The sequence below is a fragment of the Aeromonas sp. Y318-3 genome (assembly GCF_027706185.1).
Taxonomy (GTDB): Bacteria; Pseudomonadota; Gammaproteobacteria; order Enterobacterales; family Aeromonadaceae; genus Aeromonas; species Aeromonas veronii.
Window position 1 is genome coordinate 1 of the sequence record NZ_JAPDCN010000020.1, and the last position, 23880, is coordinate 23880.

Below are 23880 nucleotides of genomic sequence, written 5' to 3' on the forward strand. Positions count from 1 at the left end.
AAAATCAAAAATTGTTTTTGATGTTCGATGCTGTGAGTGCCCACACAGATTGCTTGATTCAAATTGTTAAAGAGCGTCACGCTTGTCGCGCTGAGGAGGCGCATATTACGCTTCTCACTTCGAAAGTCAAGCGATTGTTTTCGCTTTTCTTTCGGCGCCCACTTCGCTAGGAAGCTGGCTCATCAGTTTGGCGTGTTCCGCCGTGCTGGTAGGGGCGCATTATAGGGAGCCGCGCTGCGATGACAAGACTTTTTTTGAAGAAAATCACGAAAATTTCAAATTATTCAATTAGAAACAGCTTATTCAGTGTATATATACAATGTTATCCACAATCCGGTTATTTCACTCCCATTTTAGCGTCATTTATGTCGCCTTCAGTGACCTTGGGAATGCCATACTGGAGCCGATAACCTCTCCCGAGTGGTCCATGGTAGCGCCAATCAGGAAAGCTGGTTACCATGGAGGTGAATATAGTGTTGCACCTTTTTTGCTTTCATTTACAAAAGGTCTTTTAAGATGAATTTATCCAAGTTTCCCGTATATATGCAGGCCGCAATCCTTGCTCTGGTATTGGCAGTGGTTGGCTACCTGGTTGCCCAGGCCCTGCAGTTCTCTTTGAAAGCGGAAGTGATTTTTGCAGCAGGTCTGGCCATCGGCGGTTTCGTGGTACCGCTGTTCCTGAAGCGAACCCCGGCTAATGTTGCCGAGTCGATCGCCAATCAGGAGACTTGCACCTTATATGTAGGCAACCTGCCCTATCGCGCCAATGAGATTGCAGTGCGCGAATTGTTTGCCGAACAGGGCCAGGTCATTTCCGTACGGTTGATGAAGGACAAGGCAACCGGCAAGCGCAGAGGTTTCGGTTTCGTGGAGATGCCCGCCGCCGATGCCGCCAAGGCGATTGCCGCTTTGAATGACAGAGAGTATCAGCAGCGCACCCTCAAGGTGCGTGAAGCGAATGACAAACGTGATAAAGAGGAAAGAGAAGGTAGCGAAACTGACGCCTAACCGCTCGTCAGTACTTCACCTCTTCCAGTGATGACAGCCCCCATGCTTGCAAGGGGGCTGTCAGTTTTTGAGCCTCCCCATCCAGCCGGGTACAGTAAGCCCTGGCAATTACCTCTTCTATATGTACAGGCTGCACGATGGCATGCCCGCCATTGTTCAGCAACCAGGCCACCCGTTTGGCAACGGCACTGCCCGAGTCAATAAGCTGACATTGCGGCATCAGTTGCCCAATCTCTTCATTGAGTAGCGGGAAGTGAGTGCAACCAAGCACCAGCGTATCCGGCTTCTCTTCCCCTTCCAGCCAATCGGCCAATACCTCGCGCAGTAGCGCCATATTGACCGGTAGGCCCGCCAGCTTGTGTTCGGCTTCTATGACCAGCTCGGTGGTGCCCTTGAGCAGCACCCGCTTGCCGGGAGCAAACTGGGCGATCAGTTCGTGGGTATAGTCGCGGCTGACGGTTCCCGGCGTAGCAAGCAGACCAATACAACCGTTGCGAGTCTGCGCGGCGGCGGGCTTGATGGCTGGCACCACCCCCACCACGGGAATATCCAGCGCCTCGCGCAGGGCCGGCAGCGCTATGGTGCTGGCCGTGTTGCAGGCAATCACCACCAGATCGATCTGATGACGGGCCACCATGGTGGTAACCAATCGGGTGCAGGCAGCAATCAGGGCGGGCTCGCTCAATTCACCATAGGGGAAGTTGGCATTGTCGAAGCAGTAGAAATAGTTGTGTGCCGGCAGAACGCGGCGGATCTCGCGGTAGATGGTCAGGCCACCCATACCGGAGTCGAACACGAGAATATTGGCCACTTGAGCTCCCCTTTGGTGCAAGGCGGCGATCATACTCCCGCCTGCAGCCAATAGAAAAGGCCCTGCCAATGGCAGGGCCCCTGATTTTTCCGCTTGGCCGGGTCCGGCTTAGAGTGAGTAATCCATTGTCACGTAGTAAGCGCGCTCATCGGCAGGGTAACCCACCGCCGTCTGATACTCCTTATCCAGCAGGTTGTTGATCTTGCCCGATACCTTGAGTGCCGGCGTCACCTTGTAGCCAACGGCCAGATTCCAGAGGCTGTAACCACCTAGTTCGGTGGTATTGGCCACATTGCCATAGCGCTCCCCCTGATAGATCCAGCTCAACGAGCCGTCAAACTGCTGCCACTGCGCCTGCGTAATCCACTTGGCCCCTTTGCGGGAGATCAGCTGCAACTGTTTATCGGTCACCTTGTCTTTGGGATCCTTGTACTCGGCAGAGACCCGATGACTCAACCAGCCGGTATCAAACTCCCCTTCCAGCTCGACCCCTTCAATGCGAGCCTTACCAACGTTTTGTGGTGATGACCCACCATTACCATTAGGGGCCCACTGGATCATCTGCTCGAAATCATTGCGATAACCGGTCATACGCCACTCGACACCCGCAGTTTGACCGTCAAGCATCAGCTCGCTGCTCTTCGACTCTTCCGGCTTCAGGTTGGGATTGCCAGAACCCGGATAGTAGAGATCGTTAAAGGTCGGGGCGCGGAAACCGGTACCGTAACGGGCACTCAGGCGGTAATCCTCCGCAAAGCGCCAGCCAGCGCCGGTCTGCCAGGTATTGTGGCGGCCATACTGTTCGTTGTCATCGCTACGGCCGCTCAGCTCACCCTGCCATATCTGGTTGTCAAACTGGGCCAGGGCATAGAGGCCGGTGTTGTCGCGCTCTTTGGCGTCGACCGGATACGTGGAGCCGGAGGAGCGGGAGCGATCATCCAGTCGATCACTCTGCCAATCGGCCCCGCCTCCCAGCGTCCAGCTCTCGTTCAATTTCAAGCTGTTGACCCAGTTCAGGCTGTACTGGCGGGTGTAGGTCCGGGTATTGGCCTGATCGCGGCCACTGTTGTCCTGATAGTCGTAGGCATCCTGTTTGGAGAAGGCGCCACGCAACTCACTCAGATAGCGATCATCGTGATAGCGTGACCCCAGCTGATAGCTCTGGTTTTCAGTCCAGGTCTCGTTGCGCTGATGGGTGGCAGGCCCCCAGGCGGAAGCCGCAGAAGAGCGGTCGTACTGGGCGACATTGCGGAACCAGCGGGTTGTACCGAACAGATCCCAATTGCTGCCGAGCGCCTGCTGGTAGTCCAGCATGGCGTTGTAGCCCTGATGCCCGTGACGGTCACCATCGTTGATGCCGGGCAAGGGGTGTACGTTGTAACCCTCTTCATCATCAAAACCGCCAGCCACCTTGAGCTGACCCGCCTCACCTACCTGGCTGGCACTACTGAAAGCGGCCTGACGCTGTTGATGGGAACCAGCACCGATATTGAACTTGTGCTGATTTGTCCCCTTGTCGGGACGGGTAATGATGTTGATCACCCCACCGATGGCGTCGGAGCCGTAGATGGTGGCGCGCGGGCCGCGGATATACTCGATCCGCTCGACCTGATTGAGTGGCAGATTGTTCAGTTCGGTCATCCCGGCGGTCAGGGAGGCACTGCGCACCCCATCCACCAGCACCAGCGTCTGGGAAGAGGTGCCACCACGCACCCGCAGCGAGCTGAGCTGGCCTCGGCCACCATTGCTGACAACTTCCACGCCGGGCAGGGTCTTGACCACATCGGTCACGGTCCGGGCTTGCAGACGATCGATCTCGTCCCGGGTCACCACATTGACCGGGGCCAGTACGCTGGAGGCAGGTTGGGCGACACGGGTAGCGGTCACCACCATGGTGGGATTGACGGGAATGGTCAGCTGCTGGGCAAACGCCGCCGTCGGCAACAGGGCAGCCGCCAGAAATTTCTTCGACATGAGAGATCCTTAAGTTCGCGTAAGTATCTACTTCGTGGCCGGTTTCTCTCGGCCCGAAATACGAACTCTGGCAGGTCTTCGGGCTCGGGGGCTGATAGCCTACGGCGACGGCTTCCCGCCTGATGGCAGTGCCCTGATGTCGCTTCGTTCCCCCTTACCGCTGCGCGCCAGCTCCGGATTTTCACCGGATTCCCTATTAAGCATGATGCGCCAAAGCGGGAGGATTATAGGCAGAGCCAAGCTGGATGTATAGCCATCCAGATTTCTATTTCTTGTCAGCCAGCGCTGCCAGCCGCTGCTGTGCCCCCTCCATCACCGCCTGTACCCCTGGATGGGAGAGATGGCGCCCTGCCGAGACCAGATAATAAGAGAGGGTAACGTCGGTGAGGGTCGCAATCCGCTCCACTCCGTAGAGGCGACCAATTTCGTCAGCCATCGCCAGCGGCGCCGGGAAGATCCCCATCCCCGCCTTGCCGAACGACTTCATCAGAGTGGAGTCATCAAACTGCCCCACCAGATGGGGATGAGTGCCCTGCTGGCGATACCAGGCCAGCAGCCGATCGTGGGTAGCCGATTTCTCTCCGGGGATCAGCAGCGGCAACCCCTCCAGCGAGGCGGGAAAGCCATCCCGCGCCCGCGCCGCCAACTCGGGGCTGGCAAACAGCGCCAGCGGGGTTCGCCCCAGTTCGTGGTTGTAGCCGCGCACGCCGCTGTCGGGAGGGAGCGGGCGATCGATCAGCACCATATCCAGCTTGTGACGGGCCAGTTCGCTGAACAGCTGCTCGGCTCGCTCCTCGTGACACACCAGCCGCAGCGGCGTCGCCAGCGCCATGGCGGGGGCCAGCAGCTCGAACGCCAGAGTACGGGGTACCGAATCGGCGATCCCCACCTGCATTGTCAACTCTTGACTGGCGTGGCGCAGGGTGTGCTCCAGCTCGGCGCCGAGCGAGAAAATCGCCCCCGCCTGCTCCTGCGCCTGCCGTCCGGCAGCGGTCAGCACCAGACGCCGCCCCACCCGGTTGAACAGCGCCACCCCGAGCGACTGCTCCAGCTCGGCGACCTGACCGCTGATGGTCTGCGGCGTTAAGTGCAGCTGTTCGGCGGCCTGCGTCACGCTGCCGCAGCGCGCCACATGCCAGAAGTAGTAGAGCTGTTTGTAGTTGAGCATGCCGTTCCCTATCAGTTTTTACCGAACAACCATCAGCGAGAATCTGATTTTATCGAAACATTGCGGGCTCTAGCATGCAACCATTATCTGAACTGCCCTGCGAACCATCATGCTGGACGTTGTTGTTCTCTTCTTTCTGTTTGGCCTGCTGGCCGGTCTGGTGCGCTCCGAGCTCAAACTGCCTCCTGCCCTCTACGACACCCTCTCCCTCTTTTTGCTGCTGGCCATCGGCCTCAAGGGCGGCGTCGGTCTGGCCCAGCAATCCCTGCAGCCTCTGCTGCCACAACTGGCGCTGGTGATCCTGCTCGGCGTGGTGCAGACCCTGCTCGGCTTTGCCGTGCTGCGCCTCAAGATGAACCGGGTCGATGCCGCCGCCACCGCCGCCCACTATGGTTCGGTCAGCGTCGCCACCTTTGCGGTCGGGGTGAACTGGCTCACCGAGCGGGGCATCAGCTTTGAATCCCAGCTATCCATCTTTCTCGCGGTGATGGAGATCCCCGCCATTCTGGTGGGCATAGTGCTGGCCCGCGGCATCAGTCGCGAGACCCGCTGGCGCATGCTGGCCCACGAGACCTTCCTCGGCAAAGGGGTAACTCTGCTGCTCGGCGGCATGGCCATCGGCTATCTGGCCGGGCCGGACGGGATTGCCCCGCTCAAACCGCTGTTTGTCGACCTGTTCAAGGGGGCGCTGGCGCTGTTCTTGCTGGAGATGGGCCTCATCGTCGCCCGCCAGTGTCAGGATCTGCGCCGCCACGGCCTGTTCCTGCTCGGCTTCGCCCTGTTGATGCCGCTCGCCTCAGCGGGACTGGGATTGGCTGCTGGCCAGCTGATGGGGCTCTCCCTCGGCGGCCTGACCCTGCTGGCCACCCTGGCGGCCAGCGCCTCCTATATTGCCGTGCCGGCCACCATGCGCATCGCCGTGCCCCAGGCCAACCCGGGGCTCTCTCTCAGCGCCGTGCTGGGGGTCACCTTCCCGTTCAACATCATGCTGGGGATCCCGCTCTACCACAGCTGGGCCCGCCACTTCACGGAGTAGCCACATGCAGACCGAGACCCGCACCCTGCTGACCGTCATCACGGAAGCCAATCTGGAGCCGACCCTGCTGCGCACCCTCACCCGCGAGGGGCTGCGCGGCTACACCATCACGGATGCCCGCGGCAGGGGGGATCATGGCGAGCGCAACGCCAGCTGGAGCGAGAGCGGCAACATCCGGCTGGAGGCGATCTGCAGCCGGGAGCAGGCGGAACGGCTGCTGGCCCACCTGCAGAGTCGCTACTACCCCGATTACGCCATGATCGCCTTTCTGCAACCGGTCGAAATCGTGCGACCCGAGAAATTCTGAGCCGGCTTGCCGGCTCTTTTTGTCCACCAAAAGCAAACGTTTAACAACAAGGATTCAGAGAAAATGAACACCCCTCCCCTGATCGGCCTGGTAATGGGCTCCGACTCCGACTGGCCAGTGCTGCAGGCTGCCGCCCGCATCCTCAAGGAGCACGGCGTGCCCTACGAGGCGCAGGTGGTATCGGCCCATCGCACCCCGGATCTGCTGTTCGAGTATGCCGCCACTGCCCGCGAGCGCGGCCTGCGCGCCATCATCGCCGGAGCCGGTGGCGCCGCTCACCTGCCGGGTATGGTCGCCGCCAAGACCACGCTGCCGGTGCTGGGGGTGCCCATCCCCTCCCGCCATCTCAAGGGGATGGACTCCCTGCTCTCCATCGTGCAGATGCCCAAAGGAGTGCCGGTCGCCACCTTCGCCATCGGCGAGGCGGGGGCCGCCAACGCAGCACTGTTTGCGGTCTCCCTGCTCTCGGTCACCTGGGATGACGACGCCCCCCGCTACCGGCAGCAGCTCGACGACTTTCGCACCCACGAGCGAGATCGGGTGCTGGCGCTGCAACTGGAGGAGCCGACATGATCCTGCCCCCCGCCACCCTCGGCATGCTCGGTGGCGGCCAGCTTGGCCGCTACTTCGTGATGGCCGCCCATCGGCTCGGCTATAAGGTGGTGGTGCTTGATCCCGACCCCGCCAGCATCGCCGGTGCCGCCGCCGATCACCATATTGTCGCCCCCTATGACGACCCGACCGCCCTGCACGAGCTGGCCAGCCGCTGCGATGCCATTACCTGCGAGTTCGAGAACGTGCCCGCCGCCACCCTGGCACTGCTCGAAAAACAAAAGCCGGTACGCCCGGGCGCCAGCGCGGTGCGCATCTGTCAGGATCGCCGCGAGGAGAAAGCCTTTCTGCGCGGAGCTGACATCACGGTCGCCCCCTATCTTGCGCTACTGCCGGAAGAGCCTATCCCCGCACAGGCCAGCGAACTCTTACCCGCCATTCTCAAGACGGCCCGCGAAGGGTACGACGGCAAGGGACAGTGGCAGGTGAGCGATCTGGATGAGCTGGCGAGCGCGCTGGCAGCCAGTGGCGTGCCCTGCGTGCTGGAAAAACGGCTGGCACTGGAGGAGGAGTTTGCCCTGACCCTGGCCCGCAGTCCGAGCGGCGCCATCAGTGCCCTGCCGCTGGTACAGAACTGGCACAGCGGCGGCATCCTCGATCAGACTCGCTCCCCGGCTAATGTGCCGGTGCTAGAGAGCGAAGCCAAAGGGATCGCTGAGCGACTGATTGCCGCCCTCGATTACGTGGGGGTACTGACGGTGGAGTTCTTTCTGGTGGAGGGGCGACTGCTGGTCAACGAGCTGGCGCCCCGCCCCCACAACTCGGGTCACCCCAGCCTCGACAACGCTGCATGCAGCCAGTTCGAGTTGCAGGTGCGCGCCCTGTGCGATCTGCCGCTGCCGGAGCAGATCGCCGTGCGCCCCGCCCTGTTAATCAACCTGCTGGGGGATCTCTGGCAGAACGGCACGCCCGACTGGGCTTCCCTGCTGGCGCTGCCCGGCCTGCATCTGCACCTCTACGGCAAGGGCGAACCCCGCCCCGGCCGCAAGATGGGCCATATCACGGTAACCGGTGACGACTGGCCAACGGTGGAGGAGCGCTGCCGTCAGGCCCGCCAGCTGCTGGGGTTGCCGCCGCGCTGATCGAGCATCGGAAATGCAAAGACCCGGGCATGGCCCGGGTCTCTGTTTTTGCTTGCGGTGGCAGGGAGGCTTGTCAGGCCCGCTCGACCGCTACCGGTGCCGGCAGGCGAATGGTGAGGGAGAGCACCAGCGCCACCACCAGCAATACCAGGATCAGGTGGAAGGTCGCCATAAAGCCGCCAAACAGGGAGGCCACGATGGAGCCGATGATGCTGCCCAGACCAAAGCCCAGATAGATGACGCCGTAGTTCTTGGTCAGGTTGTTAAGACCGAAGAAGTCGCTCACCAGTGAGGGGTAGACGGTGATGGTGCCACCGAAGCTGAATGCCACACAGGCGACCGCCACAAAGAACAGGTTGGCATTGAGCGGCACGAACAGCAGCAGCGCCATGCCCGCCAGGGTAATCAGCTGGGCAATGGTGATAACCCGGATGCGGGACATCTTGTCGGAGAGGATACCCAGCACCAGACGGCCACCCAGGTTGGCCATGGCGATGATGGCGACGGCATTGGCGGCGACGACAGCAGGCAGACCCACCATCTTCTCGCCGATATCCTTGGCCACGCCGATGACGTAGAGGCCGCTCATGCAGGCGGTGAGGAACATCAGCGCCAGCATCCAGTACTGCGGCTTGCGCATCGCCTCGGCCAGAGTGAAGTCACGACTCTCGCTCTGCTGCACGGAAGCAGCCTGCTTGGGCGCATCCTTCATCAGCATGCCGCCCACCAGCACCATGGACATGGCGATCAGCCCCCACAGCTGGAAGGTGGTCTCAAGGCCGGAGCTGGAGAGCAGCAGCAGGTTGATATATTTGAAACCGAGACTGCCGAGACCATAGGCACCGATGGAACAGGCGGAGATCAGCCCCTTGCGCTCCGGGAACCACTTCACGCAGTTGGAGAGGGTCATCAGGTAGCCGGTACCGTCGGCAAAACCGACCAGAATACCCGCGCAGAGGTAGAGCATCGCCAGATTGCTGGCATGGGCGGTGAGGAAGAAGCCGATACCGAGCAGCACGCCAGCCCCCAGGGTCACGTTACGCACCCCGAACCGCTCCTGCAGCTTGCCCGCCATGGAGGAGGCGACTGCCAGCGACAGGCTGAGCAGGCCGAAGGCGAAAGCGACCTGACTCACCGGCTCGTCCAGCTTGTCGGAGAGCTGGGCGTTGAACAGGCTCCAGGTGTAGACGGAACCCAGTGCGAACTGGGTGATAATGGTACCGATCAGTGTCAGGTACCGGGTGCGATTCATCTCTTTGGTCATGATGCGTCTCGGTCGATGGCCTTAAGGAAATTGAGGCCACTATAGGCAAGACGCAGCTCGCGCCGATCGATTAAGGCATGAAATGCAGATCGGCGGGAATGAATGACAATCAGAGCCGCATCAGCTGACGGAACGCCTTGATGTTGCTGCGACTGACCGGCACCTCGAACGGCAGATCATGGAGCCGGATGAGATAGGTGCTGTTAAACCAGGGGACTATTTCGCGGATCTTGTTGATGTTGACGCAGTAGGAGCGGTGACAGCGGAAGAACCCTTCGGCAGGCAGCCGGCTGACAAACTCGCTGATGGTCATGGTCATCACGTAACGATCATCGCGGGTGTAGACATAGGTGAGCTTCTCGTCAGCTTCCGCGTAGTAGATCTGCTCGCAGGGGGTGACGATGATGCGCTCCCCCTTCACCAGATTGACGGTGCGATTGTGGGAGCTGCTCCCCTCGCCGCTCGCCTCCCCCGTGGAGGCTGGCTGCGACTTGCCAGCATGCTCGAGCTTTTGCAGCAGATTGATGATGCGGGGCTCGTTGTAGGGTTTGAGGATGTAATCGAACGCCTCCAGCTCGAACGCCTCCACCGCAAACTCCTTGTAGGCGGTGACGAAGACGATGTGGGGCGGATGGCTCGACTTGTGCAGGTTCTTGGCCAGTAGCAGGCCATCGATGGAGGGGATCTGGATATCCAGAAACACCACATCCACCTCGTGATCCTGCAGGTATTTGAACGCCTCCAGCCCATCCTCGAAGCTCGCCACTATCTCGATCTGGCTGTGCTGATTCACCAGATAGATCAACTCCTCGCGAGCCAGATACTCGTCTTCCACTATGATCGCTTTCAGCATGACAACACCTCTCGCGGCACACACTTATCCTCAACCATGATGGCACTCAGCATGGCATCGACTCCTGATCCGGCAGATAGAAACTCACTTCGGTACCCGGCTCCAGCCGCTTGAGGTGCAGGCCGTCGCCATAGAGCAGCTTGACCCGCTGATGCACGTTCATCAGACCGATGCTACGGCTCTCCACCCGACCGGCGGCCACCCCGTCGATCACCGCCTGACTAATGCCATAACCGGTATCCCGCACCGCGACCCGGATGCCCCCCGCCAGCTGTTTCACCTCGATGGTAACCCGACCCGGCGCGCTGCGGGGCTGGATGCCGTGCAGGATGGCGTTTTCCACCAGCGGCTGCAACAGCAGGCTCGGCACCTGAATGTGCACATCGTCCACCTCGAACACCACCTCCAGCTTGTCGCCAAAGCGGGCCTGCTCGATGGCCACGTAGTCGCGCACCTGCTGCAGCTCCTCCTGAATGTCGATCAGTTCATCCCCCTTGTTGAGGTTGTAGCGCAGGTAGTCCGCCAGATTGGCGATCAGCTGGCGCGCCTGCTGGGGCCGAATGCGGATCAGCGACGAGATGGCGTTGAGGGCATTGAACAGGAAGTGCGGGTTGATCTTGCTCTGCAGCGCGGTGAACTCCGCCTTGCGGGTCATCTCCTTGAGTTGCTCGATGCGCGACACCTCCATCTGGGTGGAGATGAGTTGAGAGAGGCCCACCGCCATCTCCCGCAGGGAGCTGGTGATGCTGTGGGTGCGGCGATAGTAGATCTTGAGGGTGCCGCTCACCGAGCCGTTTTCCCGCAGCGGAATAATGATGACCGAGTGGAAATCGGAGAGGTGATACTGGCGCAGATCGTTGTTGATGATGATCTGGTCGAGCAGCACCGCCTGCTGGGTCATGCCGCTGATGGCGTGGTGCTCGTCCAGCTCGTAATAGTCCTTGCCCACCCCGACATAGGCCAGCACGTCATGGGTATCTGTGATGGCCACCGCATCGGCGCTGATGTCCCGCCGGATCACATCGCACACCTGACTGAGGGAGTGGCGATCGATGTTCTGGAAGAAGGGCAGCGTCTTGTTGGCGATATCGAGCGCCAGCTTGGCCTGCTTGGCGGCAATCAGCTCCTTCTCGTCATCCAGATCCTGCACCAGCTTGATGATGAGGCCGATGCAGAGCGCCCCGGCGATCATCGGATAGGCGATGTGGTTAACGATCTCCACCCCGACTTCGTGGGGCTCGGTCAGCAGCCAGATCAGCAGCATGGTCAGCCCTTCGCACAGCATCCCCGCCAGAATGCCGTAGAGCCAGAGCCGCGACTTGCGGCAGCGCAGGTGCAACCAGGTGGCGAGCAGACCGGCGATGATGCTGGCAATCAGGCAAGGGATGGAGGTGTGACCATCCATGTCGATGAGATAGCGGTGCAGGCCGGAGATGACCCCGGCCGGAATGCCGACCCAGGGGCCGAACAGGATGCCACCGGAGATGATGGCAATGATCCGCACGTTGATCAGCGCCCCCTCCACCGGAATGCCGGTGTAGGTGCTGAACACCGCAAACAGGCCGAAGATGGAGGCCACCAGCACCAGCTCGGCCGGGGTGTGATCCCGCTTCTGGAACAGCCGCTGGAACGGCCGGGTGCGGGTCAGGAAGAAGAGGGTCATCAGCATCAGCGCCGCCCGTTCGAACACCGCCAACAACATCATCTGATTCTCAAGCATCTGCGCCCCCTTGCGGCAACCCGACCGATCACCATAACCCCGACCAATAAATCGGGGCCGGATAAACCAGCCCCTGTGACATCAACAGTACTGACCGGCCACCCAGCCGGAGGACCAGGCCCACTGGAAGTTGTAGCCACCGAGCCAGCCGGTCACGTCCACCACCTCGCCGATGAAGTAGAGGCCGGGCACCTTGCGCGCTTCCATGGTCTTGGAGGAGAGCTCGTTGGTATCGACGCCACCCAGGGTCACTTCGGCGGTGCGATACCCCTCGGTGCCGTTGGGCAGGATCTGCCAGTCACCCAGCAAGTTGGCCACCGCTTCCAGCTCCCGCTCGTTGTATTGGCGCATCGGCTTGCTGACCAGCTGACCCAGCTCCACCAGCTTGTCGACGAAGCGCTTGGGCAGCTCGCGCCCCAGCACGGTTTTCAGCTCCTGCGCCGGGTGCGCCTGCGCCCATTCACGCAGGGCAGCCGGAATATCCAGCTCCGGCAGCAGGTTGATATGGATCTTCTCACCCGCATGCCAGTAGGAGGAAATCTGCAGGATGACGGGGCCGGAGAGGCCGCGATGGGTAAACAGCATCGCCTCCTTGAAGCAAGTGCCATCCTCGGCGGTCACCGCTACCGGCAGGCTGATACCCGCCAGATCGGCAAACGCCTCTTTCTCCGCCTGATGGAGGGTAAAGGGCACCAGACCGGCGCGGGTCGGCAGCACCTTGAGGCCGAACTGCTCCGCCAGCTTGAAGCCATAGGGGGTCGCCCCCAGCTTGGGCATGGAGAGACCGCCGGTCGCCACCACCAGCGAGTGGCAGCCGATCTCACCCTTGCTGGTGGCCAGCACGAAACCCTCATCCTGTTTGCTGACGGTGAGGATCTCGGTCTGGAACTGCAGGGTCACCCCGGCCCAGTCACACTCGGTGAGCAGCACATCGACGATATCCTTGGCGCTCTCGAGACAGAACAGCTGCCCCAAGGTGCGCTCGTGATAGTTGACCCCGTGGCGATCCACCAGATCGATGAAGTCCTGCTGGGTGTAGCGGGCCAGCGCCGACTTGCTGAAGTGGGGATTCTCCGACAGGTAGGCGTGAGCGCCCGCCTGGTGGTTGGTGAAGTTGCAGCGGCCACCGCCACTGATGAGGATCTTGCGGCCCGGCTTCTTGGCGTTGTCGAGCACCAGCACGGAGCGGCCACGGTAGCCCGCCTGCGCCGCACACATCAATCCGGCCGCACCGGCCCCGATCACCACCACATCGACCTGCTTCATCATCACTCACTTATCAAAATAGAAACGGCACTTTGCCAGAACCGTGATTGTCTCTGGCGGAACACAACCATAGTGGCTGCCCACCAGAATAAACAACGGCCCTTAAAAGGGCCGTTATTGTACTGGCTGAACACTAAGTGTCCACGACTATCAGGCGTTGCTGTCCATGATGCTGGCAGGGGCGCCCTTGGCCAGTTCGGCCAGCTCCTTGTCGATGAAGTAGAGGCCTTTGCCATCTTCACCCACCAGACCCAGACGGTCGACGATGCTCTTGAACAGCTTCTCCTCTTCATGCTGCTCGGCCACATACCACTGCAGGAAGTTGAAGGTGGAGTAGTCCTGAGTGGTGAAGGCTACGTGGGCCAGACCATTGATGCACTTGGTGATGTGGTACTCGTGCTCCAGGGTGGTACGGAACACGTCGCCCAGCGACTTGAACTCGTGGGGAGGGGCATCGATGGCACCCAGTTTTGGCATGGCGCCGGTCTCGCTCACATAGGTGAACAGACGCTCCATGTGCTGGCGCTCCTCGACCGCGTGCTGACGCAGGAAGGTCGCCGCCCCTTCAAAGCCCTTGTCTTCGCACCAGGCGCTCATCTGCAGATAGAGATTGGAGGAGTAGAACTCCAGGTTAATCTGCTCGTTCAACTTCTCGATCATGGCTTGGGCCAGCATCTTGTTTCTCCTCAGTGATTTGGTATCGATTGTCGCCACACTCCCGCCGCGAATCAACCCGCCAACGAGAGGGAGATCCCGTTTCTTTCAGCTCAGGGGGTCAGCTCCCTAAGGGAGGCGACATCCACCGGCGCAGCATAATCGACACCCGGCAGCTCGAAGCCGTTGAGCTGCATGAAGTCCTGCCGCAGCCCGGCAAAGTCCCCCAGCCCGTGAAAATTCTCCGGCGTCACCTTGGGCCAGAGCGCCGAAACGGCAGCCTGAATGGCCGGGGCGAGTTCATGGTCATCCATCCGGATCAGCCGGTTGCCATCAGCCACCACCCCATTGGGCCCGTACATCTTGGCGGCAAACAGTCGCTGCATCTGCTCGATGCAGCCTTCGTGCACACCGCGCTCCTTCATCACCCCCATCAGCAAGCCGAGATAGACCGGCAATACCGGAATATAGGCGCTCGCCTTGGTCACCAGCGCCTTGCAGACCGATACCCAGGCGTGGCCGCCAATTTCGGCCAGTTGCAGGTTGATGGTCTCGGCGGTGGCGTGCAGATGCTCCTTGGCATAACCGATGGTGCCATCCCGATAGAGGGGATAGGTGGATTCGGGGCCGATGTAGGAGTAGGCCACGGTTTGCGCACCGGGGGCCAGACAACCGGCCTGCTGCAACGCCTGCATCCAGAGCTGCCAATCCTCGCCGCCCATCACGGTGACGGTATCGCGGATCTCCTCCGGCGTGGCGGGCGCCAGCGACTGCTGCACCAGCGTATCGCGCTCCAGATCCAGCCCCCAGCCGCTGAACGGCTGGCCGGTAGTCTTGAGCACGGAGCGCACTTGCGTGCCATCGGGCAGCACCCGGATGCCGCTCGCGAGCGAATAGATCACCAGATCCACCTGCCCCAGCTGCTGGCGGATGGTATCGATGGCCTGCTGGCGTATCTCGTCGGAGAAGGCATCACCGATCAGGTTGATGGCGATACGCCCCTCCTGCTCCGCCTCCTTGCGAAACCAGATGTTGTTGTACCAACCGGCGCTGCCCAATCCTTTGTCGGAAGGGCCGCGCTCGAAGGAGATACCGATGGTGTCGGCACCGGCACCAAAGGCGAGTGCAATGCGCGATGCCAGTCCAAACCCGGAGGAGGCACCCAGCACCAGCACCCGCTTGGGGCCGTTGAACGGGCCAGCGGCCTTGATACGTTCGATCTGCTGCTGCACTGCGGCGCGACAGCCGATGGGATGACAGTTGCGGGCAACACAACCTTGAATCTGGGGATGAATGATCATGGGAAGGCCTCCAAAGAAACTGGCTACAGCATAACCAAATCGAAGGAGATTAACTTGATGCCGGATCGCTATCAGTCAGAAAAGCCGCGGGAATTGAGGCAGAAAAACAAAAGGGAGCACGTGGCTCCCCAAAGCGGTATTCAGATGCTTTTTGTTGTTTTGTGTTCATTGCGAAGCACGGGCCCATCCTATGCCTCTCCCCCCTGATCGGCAAGCCGAGGGGTGTGACCGGCGTCAAACTCTTGTTTAATTTATAGGCAAACAGTGGTTAATAACTGAGTGGCTGACCCTGTGTCACACGTCATTAAACTCATTTAAATCCCAAAACTGTGCCTGAGGCACCATTTTAGTTTCAGCAGAGATTGGTATAGTGGGCTGAAGGATCGGTAAGGAGAACCCCCATGAGTGGAACAACCTATTACAAGCATATTCTGGCCGCGATCGACCTCTCTGAAGACAACCGCAAGGTGATCGACAAGGCGGTGGACAGAGCCCGCTCCAACGGCGCCAAGCTGTCGGTTATCCATGTCGATGTGGACCTCAAGGATCTCTACACCGAGATGATCGATATCGACATCGACAACGTGCAGGATCAGGTGATCGCCGAAGCGAAAGAGAAGCTGGAGGCATTTCTGGCCTCGGTGGACTATCCCATCGAGAAGAAGCTGGTGATCTGCGGCGATCTGAGCGAGCGGGTCAATCAGGCGGTCAAGGAGTACGAGATCGACCTGCTGGTGTGCGGCCATCGCCAGAGCTTCTGGAGCCTGCTCACCTCCAGCGCCCGTCAGCTGATGAATACGGTGCCCTGCGATCTGCTGGTCGTCCCCTTGCAGAAGTAATGAAACCGGCGTAGTTTGATTTGCTATGAACATGACCGCATTCAATCACAACTACTGGTGGTGCTGCTCCTAAACAGGCGGCACCGCGTTTCTATTCAAGATTTCCCAAAGAAAACACCGTGACCGCCGAGAGGCGGTCATTGTTTTTATCCCTTTGTCGCCTCCCGGCTCACCCAACTGGAGAGAGTGACATGCACAACCCCGTAATCCTGACTGGCGATCGTCCCACCGGCAAACTGCACATCGGCCACTATGTCGGTTCCCTGCGCCAGCGCGTCGAAGCCCAGCACCACTACCGTCAATTCGTGATGATCGCCGATCTGCAGGCGCTGACCGACAACGGCCACAACCCGGCCAAGGTGACAGACAACGTGCTGGAGGTGATGGCTGACTATCTGGCGGTCGGCCTCGACCCGGCCAAGACTACCTTCTGCCTGCAGAGCGCCCTGCCCGCCCTCACCGAGCTCACCTGCTACTACCTCAATCTGGTCAGCGTCGCGCGGCTGGAGCGCAACCCCACCGTCAAGGCGGAGATCCAGCAAAAAGGGTTTGAACGCACGCTGCCGGCCGGTTTTCTGGTCTATCCGGTGAGTCAGGCCGCCGACATCACCGCCTTTCGCGCCAGCCATGTGCCGGTCGGGGAAGATCAGCTGCCAATGCTGGAGCAGACCAACGAGATCGTCCGCCGCTTCAACTCGCTGGTAGGCAAAGAGGTGCTGACCGAATGCCAACCGATCCTGAGCGACACCGGCCGCCTGCCCGGCATCGACGGCAAGGCCAAGATGTCCAAATCCCTCGGCAACACCATAGAGCTCGGCATGTCGGTGGAAGAGGTCAAACAGGCGGTGTTCGCCATGTATACCGACCCCAACCACCTCAAGGTGAACGATCCGGGTCAGGTGGAGGGAAATACGGTGTTCGCCTACCTTGATGCCTTCCACCCCGACAAGGCGCTGGTCGCCGAGATGAAGGCCCACTACCGGCGCGGCGGACTGGGGGACCTGCGCTGCAAACTGGTGCTCAATGACTGCCTGCAAACCCTGCTCGCCCCGATGCGGGAGCGCCGTGCCGCGGCCATTGCCGACAAGAAGATGCTGCTGGAGCTGCTCTATCAGGGCACCGAGCAGGCTCGCATCATCACAGATGAGGTATTGGCGGAGGTGAAAAGCGCCATGGGGCTCGACTACTTCGCCAGCATCCGCTGAGCGGGAGTCCCGAGCGCATCGTCGCCGTAGAGGTCGAACACCAGCTGGTGCAGCAGGCTCTTGAACCAGCCGATCGCCTCGTCATGGGCGGTCAGCGGGTGCCCCGCCATCAGGTAGACGATGGGGATGGCGGGGTCGAGTTGATGCATCCTCAGCGGGTAGTAGCGGCAGAAGTGGCGTCCGATCATCTCGGGCACCACCACCAGATAGCGGCCGGTCGCCATCAGCGGCGGCACCGCCATAAAGCTCGGCAACCGCACGCCCAGCTCCCGCTCCACCCCGAAGCGAGCCAGCCAGAGCTCCACCATCGCCTGACTGTGACCCCAGCTGGAGGTGTGGATGTGGGGACGGCTCACCAGCTCAACCGGAGTCAGCACATCGGGCAATTCGCTGCCAAGGGGCGACAGGCAGACCAGCGGGTTGTTGAACCACTCCTCCCGCCACAAGCGCGGTGAGAGGTGATTCGCCCCGGCGAAGCCGATCACCAGATCCAGCTCACCCTTCTCCAGCTCCCGCTCGTAGTTGCTGTCGGCCAGCTCGCACACCTCAAGCCGACAGTGAGGGGCCTGCCGATGGAGTCTGTCCACCAGCACCGGCACCAGCCCATGCTCCACCGAGCCCGGGGTAGCGATACGGAAAATCCGCCGCGCGGTGGCGGGATCAAACCCTTTGGCCTGCCGCAATCCCTGCTCCAGCATCGCCAGCGCCTGGCGAACCGGCCCGGCCAGCGCCTTGGCCCGCTCGGTCGGCATCATCTCGCGCCGACTCATCACGAACAGCGGGTCATCCAGCGCCACCCGCAGCCGCCCCAAGGCGTGACTGATGGTGGATTGGGAGAGATGCAGCCTTTCGGCGGCACGGGTGACGTTGCGCTCCTGCATCAGCATGTCGAATACGGCGAGCAGATTGAGGTCGAGACGGGCGAGCGAGCTATCCATCGATATTAGCCATAGTTAAATGCCAACAATTCATTTTTACCATAGTAACAGATTGCCTAGAATGCGCTGGCTTAATACATCGGAGATTCAAATGCGTAGCTATCTGTTATTGCTGGCCATTGGCCTGCTGTGGGGTTCCCAGTTCATTTTCATGCACCAGGCCGTCGCCGAGTTGCCCCCCATTCTGGTGGCTGCCGGTCGTGCCCTGTGCGGCAGCCTGACCCTGGGTCTGCTCTGCCTGTTCATGCGGCTCAAGAGTGAGCACACCCCGTGGCGCACCTATATGCTGATCGCCCTGCTGGATGCCACCATCCCCTTCATCATGGTCGCCTGGGGCCAACAGTATGTGGATAGCGCCATCGCCGCCGTGGTCATGGGTTGTATCCCGTTTGTGACCATTCTGGCTGCACCGCTGTTTATTTCTGGTGAAAGAATCACCAAAACCGGTCTGCTTTCCGTGATCATCGGCTTTGCCGGTGTACTCACCCTGTTCTGGCCGAAACTCTCCCAGGGCATGAACGCCGGTCTGCTCGGTGCCATGGCCATCCTGCTGGGTGCCAGCTGCTTCGCCATCGGCCTGCTGATGATCAAGCGCTTCGCCAAGGACCATCCGGTCGTGGTCGCCCGCAATATCCTGATCTCCTCGGCAATCCAGTTGCTGCTGGTCGCCCCCTTCATGGTTGACCTCGGCAGCCTGACCCTGCCGAGCACCCAGGCCCTGAGTGCGATCACCGTGCTGGGTACCCTCTGTACCGGTCTGGTCTACTTCCTCTACATGGCGCTGATCCAGAAGGCCGGCCCGACGTTCGCCTCCTTCAGCAACTATCTGGTGCCGCTGTTCGGCGTGATGCTGGGTGCCCTGTTCCTCGGCGAGCAGATCCACCCCACCACCGGCGTGGCCTTGGCCCTGATCCTCGGCTCGGTCGCCATGAACCAGTGGGCGCAACAGCGTCGCATGCAGCGCGAGGTCTCCCTATGTCAGGCATCCTGACCACACTGTGCGGTGGTCTGGTACTGATTGCCGGCTGGCAGTATCGCCAGCGGCTGGCCGGGATCCTGGGCCTGCTGATGGTACTGCTGCCCTGGTTCTTCGATAGCAAGCTGCAAGCCATGCTGAGCTATGCCCTGAATGCCTGAAGTCCATCTCTGAATGTGTGACGAGAGTCTATCTCTCCTGTTTTTGGGACTGTTTTAAAAAACCTCCGATTTGTCCCCCGCTACCGGCGCTCTGCGCCGGTTTTTTTATACCTGCCAGCCGGCGTCAGATCAGATAGCGATAGCTGAGTCGCTCGTTCTTGCGCGGCCCGGTGATCTGCCAGCTCAGCAAGAAACCGCCGTCTATCTCGGTCAACTCGGCACTGTAGTGATCCGCCCCGCACAGATGGGGCTCGGCGGTCAGCCAGCGGCCATCCCCCTGCGGCAGCAGCTCGAACAGCTCGACCGGCGCTTGATAACGCAGATGGGAGAGACGGATCCCTCGCGCACTGCGCTGCCACCAGAAGCGGTTGTGCATGGCGAGTTCCCTTCCATGAGGCGTGATGTAACGGCCCTGCTCGTTAAACCGCCAGCCTCCCTGATGATCGGTCACCTGCACACGCCCCTCGCCGCGACCATTCCAGTCGGTCGCCGACCCCTCGCTATTGCTGGCGGTAAAGGAAAATGCTCCGACCTGTGGCAATCGCCCCCATAAACGCTGGATTGCCGCTTCCATCTCGGCCATCATAGCCCCCTTAAAATTGACAACTGATGATAAATCAAACACATGAACTACTTGATAGGGGTCACCCTGCTCTGGTCATTCTCCTTCAGCCTGATCGGGGTCTACCTCGCTGGTCAGGTCGATGCCTACTTCTCGGTGCTGACCCGCATCGCCCTCGCCAGTCTGGTGTTTCTCCCCTTCCTGCGCCGCCGCTGGCTGCGCCCCGATCTGGCGGCCAAGCTGATGGCGCTGGGCGCCATCCAGCTCGGCATCATGTATCTCTTCTACTACCACTCCTTCCTGCTGCTGACGGTGCCGGAAGTACTGGTCTTTACCATCTTCACCCCCATCTACGTCACCCTGCTTCACGATCTGCTGGAGGGGCGCTTCAAGCCCACCTATCTGTGGGGCGCCCTGCTGGCGGTGCTCGGGGCTGCCGTCATCCGCTTCGACGGCCTGACCGAAAGTTATGTGCTGGGATTTCTGGTGGTGCAGGGGGCCAACCTCTGTTTCGCGCTGGGTCAAGTGGGCTACAAGGTACTGCTGGCAAGGGAGGCGGAGCAACCGCCGCAACTGGCGGTGTTCGGCTGCTTCTATCTGGGAGCGCTGGTGATCGCACTGCCCGCCTGGTGGCTACTGGGCAAGCCGCAATACCCAACATCAGGGTTGCAGTGGGGCATTCTGCTCTGGCTGGGGGTGGGTGCCTCCGGCCTCGGCTACTTCCTCTGGAACAAGGGGGCGACGCTGGTCACCAGCGGGGTGCTCGCCATCATGAACAATGCGCTCATTCCGGCCGGCTTGCTGGTCAATCTGCTGCTCTGGGGCAAGGATACCGACCTGACCCGGCTGACCATCGGCGGCCTGCTGATGCTGGCCTCGCTCTGGATCTGCCAGCGTGACAAGCGCAGCCAACCCTGACCTCACTCAGCCGACAACGGTGTTGTGCTCCCGTCTGGCCTGACTGTGACAGCTGGCCAGCCGGGCCAGCAGATGATCGAGCTGCTCGCCAGCCTGACTCTGCACCAGCCCGATGCTGACGGTGACCGGCCGCTGTGACAACAGGCTGGCATCGGCAATCTCGAGGCGCAGCCGCTCGGCGATCTCCAGCGCACTCATCCGCTCGGTCTGGGAGAGCATCAGGATAAAACCGTCTTCATCCCAGCGGGCGAAGGGATCTTCCCGCCGCAGCTCGTGGCGCACGATACGCGCCAGCTTGGCCAGCATGGCGTCGCAAGCCGCTTCGCCAAACAATTGCTGGATTTTGGCCATGTGATCGACCGAAAACTGCAGCAGACTGAAAGTGCCACTCTCGGTCGCCAGCCGCTCCTCCAGCAGTTGCTCGAAACGGCCACGGCTCTCCAGACCGGTCAGCGGATCGGTGCCATGTCGCTCCTCCACCAGCACGGCAGCGGGATCGAGGTGACGGACAACCCCCAGCAGATAACCCCGCTCATCGCGACGCATCCGCTCTTCCAGCCGGATGTAGTGACCGTGATGATGCAGAATGCGGTATTCGAGGCGCAGACCGCTGCTGCGGCCGCTCTGGCAGGCGAGCAGGGCATCTTCCAGCCGGGCAACATCGTCGGGATGCACCCGATCCAGCCAGCCGAGATCATCCGGCCAGCACTCTCCCAATCCCAACAGGCGCAGGCAGGAGGGATCACGCTGCAGTCCATGTTGGGCTGACCAGCTCCAGATCCCCGCCTCCAGCAGCGCCATGGCATCAGACAGCAGACCCGGATCAAGCCGGGCAGTCACATCGACCAAAGGTGTCTTGAGCATTTCCATGGGGCGCCTCGAAACAGGATCTGAATACCTGCTCAATAAGTAACATTGGCGTTCACGCCGAGCAACAGGGTCAGAGCGCTTTTCCCTGATACCCGTTCATCAGGGCCTGCCAGTTCTCCGGTACGAAGTGGAAACTGGTATGCAGTTGAGACTCTTTATTGAATGAACGGAGCAAGCGTTCCAGATTGGCCTTCTGCCATTCGCCGGGGGAGCGGATCGCACCCTTGTCAAAATCGATCACCCACACCTTGCCCTCTTTATCGAGCAGCAGGTTGTGGCTGTTGAGATCGGCGTGATAGACCCCGGCATCGTGCAGCTGGCGCACCGTCTGGCCTATCTTGTGCCACACCTCGGTCGCCACCGGCCCCTGCTTGAGCAGCGCCACCATATCCTTGGCACCGCGAATTCGCTCGATCAGGATATCGGCACGATAGAATGGGCCCTGTTTGACCATGCGGGCGCCAAACGGACGCGGCACCGGCAGCCCCAGCTCGCACAGCTTGGCCAGCAGGGTGTATTCGGCCATGGCGCGGCTCGACTCGACCCCTTCGAACCAGAAACGATCCCGTACCACCTTGCCCACCATGCCGCCACGATAGTAGTGGCGCAGCACCAGATGGCGGGACTCATCCTTGACGAACCAGGTCACTCCCCGTCCGATGGAGGTTCCCACCACCTGACGGTTGTTCTGCCACCAGGCAGGATCGAATAACTGGGGAGAGGGGTCGCGAAAGGCCCCTTCGGCATACCAGCAGATCTGGTTGTGTTCGGTCTGTACTCGCATCGTGGAGATCCCGCTCGGTGGGTCATGGATCGCAATTTTTCAATTGGCGATGAGGCTGCCGCTCTGGCATGCCCGCAATAGTGGCCTTTAATCAACGACGTGCAGAAACAGGTCATGGCACTGGGCCCGGCCTATCCTGGCTGACGATTGTGCGCAATTTTACAATCCAGAGGGGAGTTTGCATAATGCCATCCACCCTTTTTGCCAGCCGTGCGCCACAACATGCCGCTATTTCAAACGCCCCCCTCCTCCATCTGCATCCTGCGGCTCTCCGCCATCGGGGATTGCTGCCACGCACTGGCGCTGGTGCGCGTCATCCAGCGGGAGTGGCCACAGACCCGTATCACCTGGATCACCGGTAAAATCGAGGCAACCCTGTTTGCTGATCTGCCCGGCGTCGAAGTAATCCCCTTCGACAAGAGCAAGGGGTGGCGCGGCTATCGCGATCTCTGGCATACCCTCAAGGGGCGCAAATTCGATGCCCTGCTCCACCTGCAGGCAGCGATGCGAGCCAGCATCGCCACCCTCGGCATCAGCGCCAAGGTCAAACTCGGGTTTGATCGGGAACGGGCCAACGACGGCCAGTGGCTGTTCACCAACCACAAGGTGCCTTCGCCTGCCTCTCCCCATGTGCTGGACGGTTTCCTCGCTTTCGCCAAAGAGCTCGGCATCAAGGATCTGACCCCGGACTGGCAACTGCCCATCAGCGCCGATCATCAGGCGTGGGCAAGGGAGAAGATTGGCGGCAAACCGACTCTGCTTATCTGCGCAGCCGCCAGCAAGGCATTCAAAAACTGGACGGCCGCAGGCTATGCCGCGCTGGCAGATCACGCCGCCAACAAGGGCTTTCAGGTCTATCTCTGTGGCGGGCCTGCCAAACTGGAGCGGGATCTGGCTGCCGAGATCCAGCGCTTAAGCCAGAGCAAACCGGTCGATCTGGTGGGGCAGACCAACCTCAAGCAGCTGCTGGCGCTGATTGGTGAGGCGAGTCTGGTGCTGGCCCCCGATACCGGCCCCACCCATATGGCCACCATAGTGGGCACTCCGGTGATCGGTCTCTATGCCCACCACAATCCGGCCCGCACCGGCCCCTATCTGTGCCGCGACTACGTGGTCAGCGTCTATCAGGAGCTGGTCGAGCAGGAGACCGGCAAGCCGCTGGCCGAATTGAGCTGGCGCACCCGCCTCAAAGACCCGGAGGCCATGGCCAAGATAACCCATGAGCAGGTGATCGCCGCGTTCGATCGGCTCTGCGCCGATCGTCAACTGCCGTAGTGACAGGGCACCTCGGGAATTCCGAGCCATCAGGCAGGGATAACCTGATAGCCTCTGCCCTCAGCCAAAGGCATAATGCAGGCTGATGTGGGTTACGCTCCCGCAGCAAGCTACGAATACTTTGATCGGCTGGAATATGATTCCGGCCGTTTTTTTATTCGCCGCATTCTGGTAAAATTCGCCGCCTTTACATCCTTCTGACTCAAGAATTTTCCGCGTTTTGCGTTTGGCTGTCTCCCTTTCGGGCACAAGACGGCGGTCTCTGCTACAACCAAAACAGCTGTTTCGATTAAAGG

At 60.7% G+C, this 23880-nt stretch carries 24 protein-coding genes and 1 riboswitch; of the genes, 11 read left to right on the forward strand and 13 right to left on the reverse strand.

The window, feature by feature from the left end; genetic code table 11:
• Positions 1-516 precede the first annotated feature (516 nt).
• Entirely contained in the window at positions 517-1008 is a 492-nt protein-coding gene (locus OKB77_RS20720; protein WP_150389998.1) for an RNA recognition motif domain-containing protein, read from the forward strand.
• A 7-nt stretch (positions 1009-1015) separates the two neighbouring features.
• Here OKB77_RS20720 and murI read toward each other — a convergent pair whose 3' ends face one another.
• The 3 genes from murI to OKB77_RS20735 form a co-directional block, all read right to left on the reverse strand.
• On the reverse strand, positions 1016-1819 hold the full coding sequence (gene murI / locus OKB77_RS20725; RefSeq protein ID WP_199428019.1) for a glutamate racemase: 804 nt from the start codon (positions 1817-1819) through the stop codon (positions 1016-1018).
• A 108-nt stretch (positions 1820-1927) separates the two neighbouring features.
• Entirely contained in the window at positions 1928-3793 is a 1866-nt protein-coding gene (locus tag OKB77_RS20730) for a TonB-dependent receptor domain-containing protein (protein WP_199428018.1), read from the reverse strand.
• A gap of 52 nt (positions 3794-3845) precedes the next feature.
• A riboswitch (cobalamin riboswitch) is annotated at positions 3846-4023 on the reverse strand.
• A gap of 35 nt (positions 4024-4058) precedes the next feature.
• Positions 4059-4961 (reverse strand): LysR family transcriptional regulator, encoded by a 903-nt coding sequence (locus OKB77_RS20735; protein ID WP_265776503.1) that lies wholly within the window; start codon positions 4959-4961, stop codon positions 4059-4061.
• Positions 4962-5070: 109 nt separating this feature from the next.
• Here OKB77_RS20735 and OKB77_RS20740 point away from each other — a divergent pair, with 109 nt between their 5' ends.
• The 4 genes from OKB77_RS20740 (at position 5071) to OKB77_RS20755 (ending at position 7998) form a co-directional block, all read left to right on the forward strand.
• Positions 5071-5997 carry a sodium-dependent bicarbonate transport family permease gene (locus OKB77_RS20740; protein WP_005342109.1) on the forward strand — a complete coding sequence of 309 codons (927 nt, stop codon included), beginning with the start codon at positions 5071-5073 and terminating at the stop codon, positions 5995-5997.
• Between the two features lie 4 nt (positions 5998-6001).
• Positions 6002-6304 carry a P-II family nitrogen regulator gene (locus OKB77_RS20745; RefSeq protein ID WP_005321666.1) on the forward strand — a complete coding sequence of 101 codons (303 nt, stop codon included), beginning with the start codon at positions 6002-6004 and terminating at the stop codon, positions 6302-6304.
• A 63-nt stretch (positions 6305-6367) separates the two neighbouring features.
• Entirely contained in the window at positions 6368-6877 is a 510-nt protein-coding gene (purE, locus tag OKB77_RS20750) for a 5-(carboxyamino)imidazole ribonucleotide mutase (RefSeq protein ID WP_236354456.1), read from the forward strand.
• A complete protein-coding gene (locus tag OKB77_RS20755) occupies positions 6874-7998 on the forward strand; it encodes a 5-(carboxyamino)imidazole ribonucleotide synthase (protein ID WP_265776502.1) in 1125 nt (374 codons plus the stop codon). The genes purE and OKB77_RS20755 overlap by 4 nt, the downstream gene beginning before the upstream one ends.
• A 73-nt stretch (positions 7999-8071) precedes the next feature.
• On the opposite strand, the gene OKB77_RS20760 is transcribed toward OKB77_RS20755, so the two are convergent.
• The 6 genes from OKB77_RS20760 to fabV form a co-directional block, all read right to left on the reverse strand.
• Entirely contained in the window at positions 8072-9262 is a 1191-nt protein-coding gene (locus OKB77_RS20760; RefSeq protein WP_040069602.1) for an L-lactate MFS transporter, read from the reverse strand.
• Positions 9263-9371: 109 nt separating this feature from the next.
• Positions 9372-10115 (reverse strand): LytR/AlgR family response regulator transcription factor, encoded by a 744-nt coding sequence (locus OKB77_RS20765; protein WP_265776501.1) that lies wholly within the window; start codon positions 10113-10115, stop codon positions 9372-9374.
• A gap of 46 nt (positions 10116-10161) precedes the next feature.
• The gene (locus tag OKB77_RS20770) at positions 10162-11835 is read right to left on the reverse strand and encodes a sensor histidine kinase (RefSeq protein WP_005357096.1); all 1674 of its coding nucleotides are present in this window, start codon (positions 11833-11835) and stop codon (positions 10162-10164) included.
• A gap of 81 nt (positions 11836-11916) precedes the next feature.
• Positions 11917-13101 carry an NAD(P)/FAD-dependent oxidoreductase gene (locus OKB77_RS20775; RefSeq protein ID WP_265776504.1) on the reverse strand — a complete coding sequence of 395 codons (1185 nt, stop codon included), beginning with the start codon at positions 13099-13101 and terminating at the stop codon, positions 11917-11919.
• A 150-nt stretch (positions 13102-13251) separates the two neighbouring features.
• Positions 13252-13776, reverse strand: a complete 525-nt coding sequence (gene ftnA / locus OKB77_RS20780; RefSeq protein WP_005339225.1) for a non-heme ferritin — start codon at positions 13774-13776, stop codon at positions 13252-13254.
• Positions 13777-13868: 92 nt separating this feature from the next.
• A complete protein-coding gene (gene fabV, locus OKB77_RS20785; protein WP_265776500.1) occupies positions 13869-15056 on the reverse strand; it encodes an enoyl-ACP reductase FabV in 1188 nt (395 codons plus the stop codon).
• Between the two features lie 401 nt (positions 15057-15457).
• On the opposite strand from fabV, the gene OKB77_RS20790 reads away from it, so the two are divergent.
• Both OKB77_RS20790 and trpS read left to right on the forward strand, forming a co-directional pair.
• Entirely contained in the window at positions 15458-15895 is a 438-nt protein-coding gene (locus tag OKB77_RS20790; RefSeq protein WP_005339229.1) for a universal stress protein, read from the forward strand.
• A 191-nt stretch (positions 15896-16086) separates the two neighbouring features.
• On the forward strand, positions 16087-17100 hold the full coding sequence (gene trpS / locus OKB77_RS20795; protein ID WP_265776499.1) for a tryptophan--tRNA ligase: 1014 nt from the start codon (positions 16087-16089) through the stop codon (positions 17098-17100).
• Here trpS and OKB77_RS20800 read toward each other — a convergent pair.
• Entirely contained in the window at positions 17079-18038 is a 960-nt protein-coding gene (locus OKB77_RS20800; protein WP_265776498.1) for a LysR family transcriptional regulator, read from the reverse strand. The two genes, trpS and OKB77_RS20800, sit on opposite strands and share 22 nt — an antisense overlap.
• Positions 18039-18129: 91 nt before the next feature.
• Here OKB77_RS20800 and OKB77_RS20805 point away from each other — a divergent pair, with 91 nt between their 5' ends.
• Positions 18130-19029, forward strand: a complete 900-nt coding sequence (locus tag OKB77_RS20805; protein WP_005357113.1) for a DMT family transporter — start codon at positions 18130-18132, stop codon at positions 19027-19029.
• A complete protein-coding gene (locus OKB77_RS20810; protein ID WP_005339236.1) occupies positions 19014-19175 on the forward strand; it encodes a hypothetical protein in 162 nt (53 codons plus the stop codon). Before OKB77_RS20805 ends, OKB77_RS20810 begins: the two co-directional genes overlap by 16 nt.
• Positions 19176-19299: 124 nt before the next feature.
• On the opposite strand, the gene OKB77_RS20815 is transcribed toward OKB77_RS20810, so the two are convergent.
• A complete protein-coding gene (locus tag OKB77_RS20815; protein WP_199428011.1) occupies positions 19300-19761 on the reverse strand; it encodes a DUF6314 family protein in 462 nt (153 codons plus the stop codon).
• Between the two features lie 39 nt (positions 19762-19800).
• Here OKB77_RS20815 and OKB77_RS20820 point away from each other — a divergent pair, with 39 nt between their 5' ends.
• Positions 19801-20655: a carboxylate/amino acid/amine transporter gene (locus OKB77_RS20820; protein WP_139476792.1), complete on the forward strand. Its 855-nt coding sequence runs from the start codon at positions 19801-19803 to the stop codon at positions 20653-20655.
• Between the two features lie 6 nt (positions 20656-20661).
• Here OKB77_RS20820 and OKB77_RS20825 read toward each other — a convergent pair whose 3' ends face one another.
• Positions 20662-21525: a GGDEF domain-containing protein gene (locus OKB77_RS20825; protein WP_040069586.1), complete on the reverse strand. Its 864-nt coding sequence runs from the start codon at positions 21523-21525 to the stop codon at positions 20662-20664.
• Between the two features lie 70 nt (positions 21526-21595).
• A complete protein-coding gene (locus tag OKB77_RS20830; RefSeq protein ID WP_058056567.1) occupies positions 21596-22309 on the reverse strand; it encodes a 3-deoxy-D-manno-octulosonic acid kinase in 714 nt (237 codons plus the stop codon).
• A gap of 222 nt (positions 22310-22531) precedes the next feature.
• On the opposite strand from OKB77_RS20830, the gene OKB77_RS20835 reads away from it, so the two are divergent.
• Positions 22532-23584, forward strand: coding sequence for a glycosyltransferase family 9 protein (locus OKB77_RS20835; RefSeq protein WP_270818432.1), 1053 nt, complete (start codon positions 22532-22534; stop codon positions 23582-23584).
• The last annotated feature ends 296 nt before the right edge of the window (positions 23585-23880 follow it).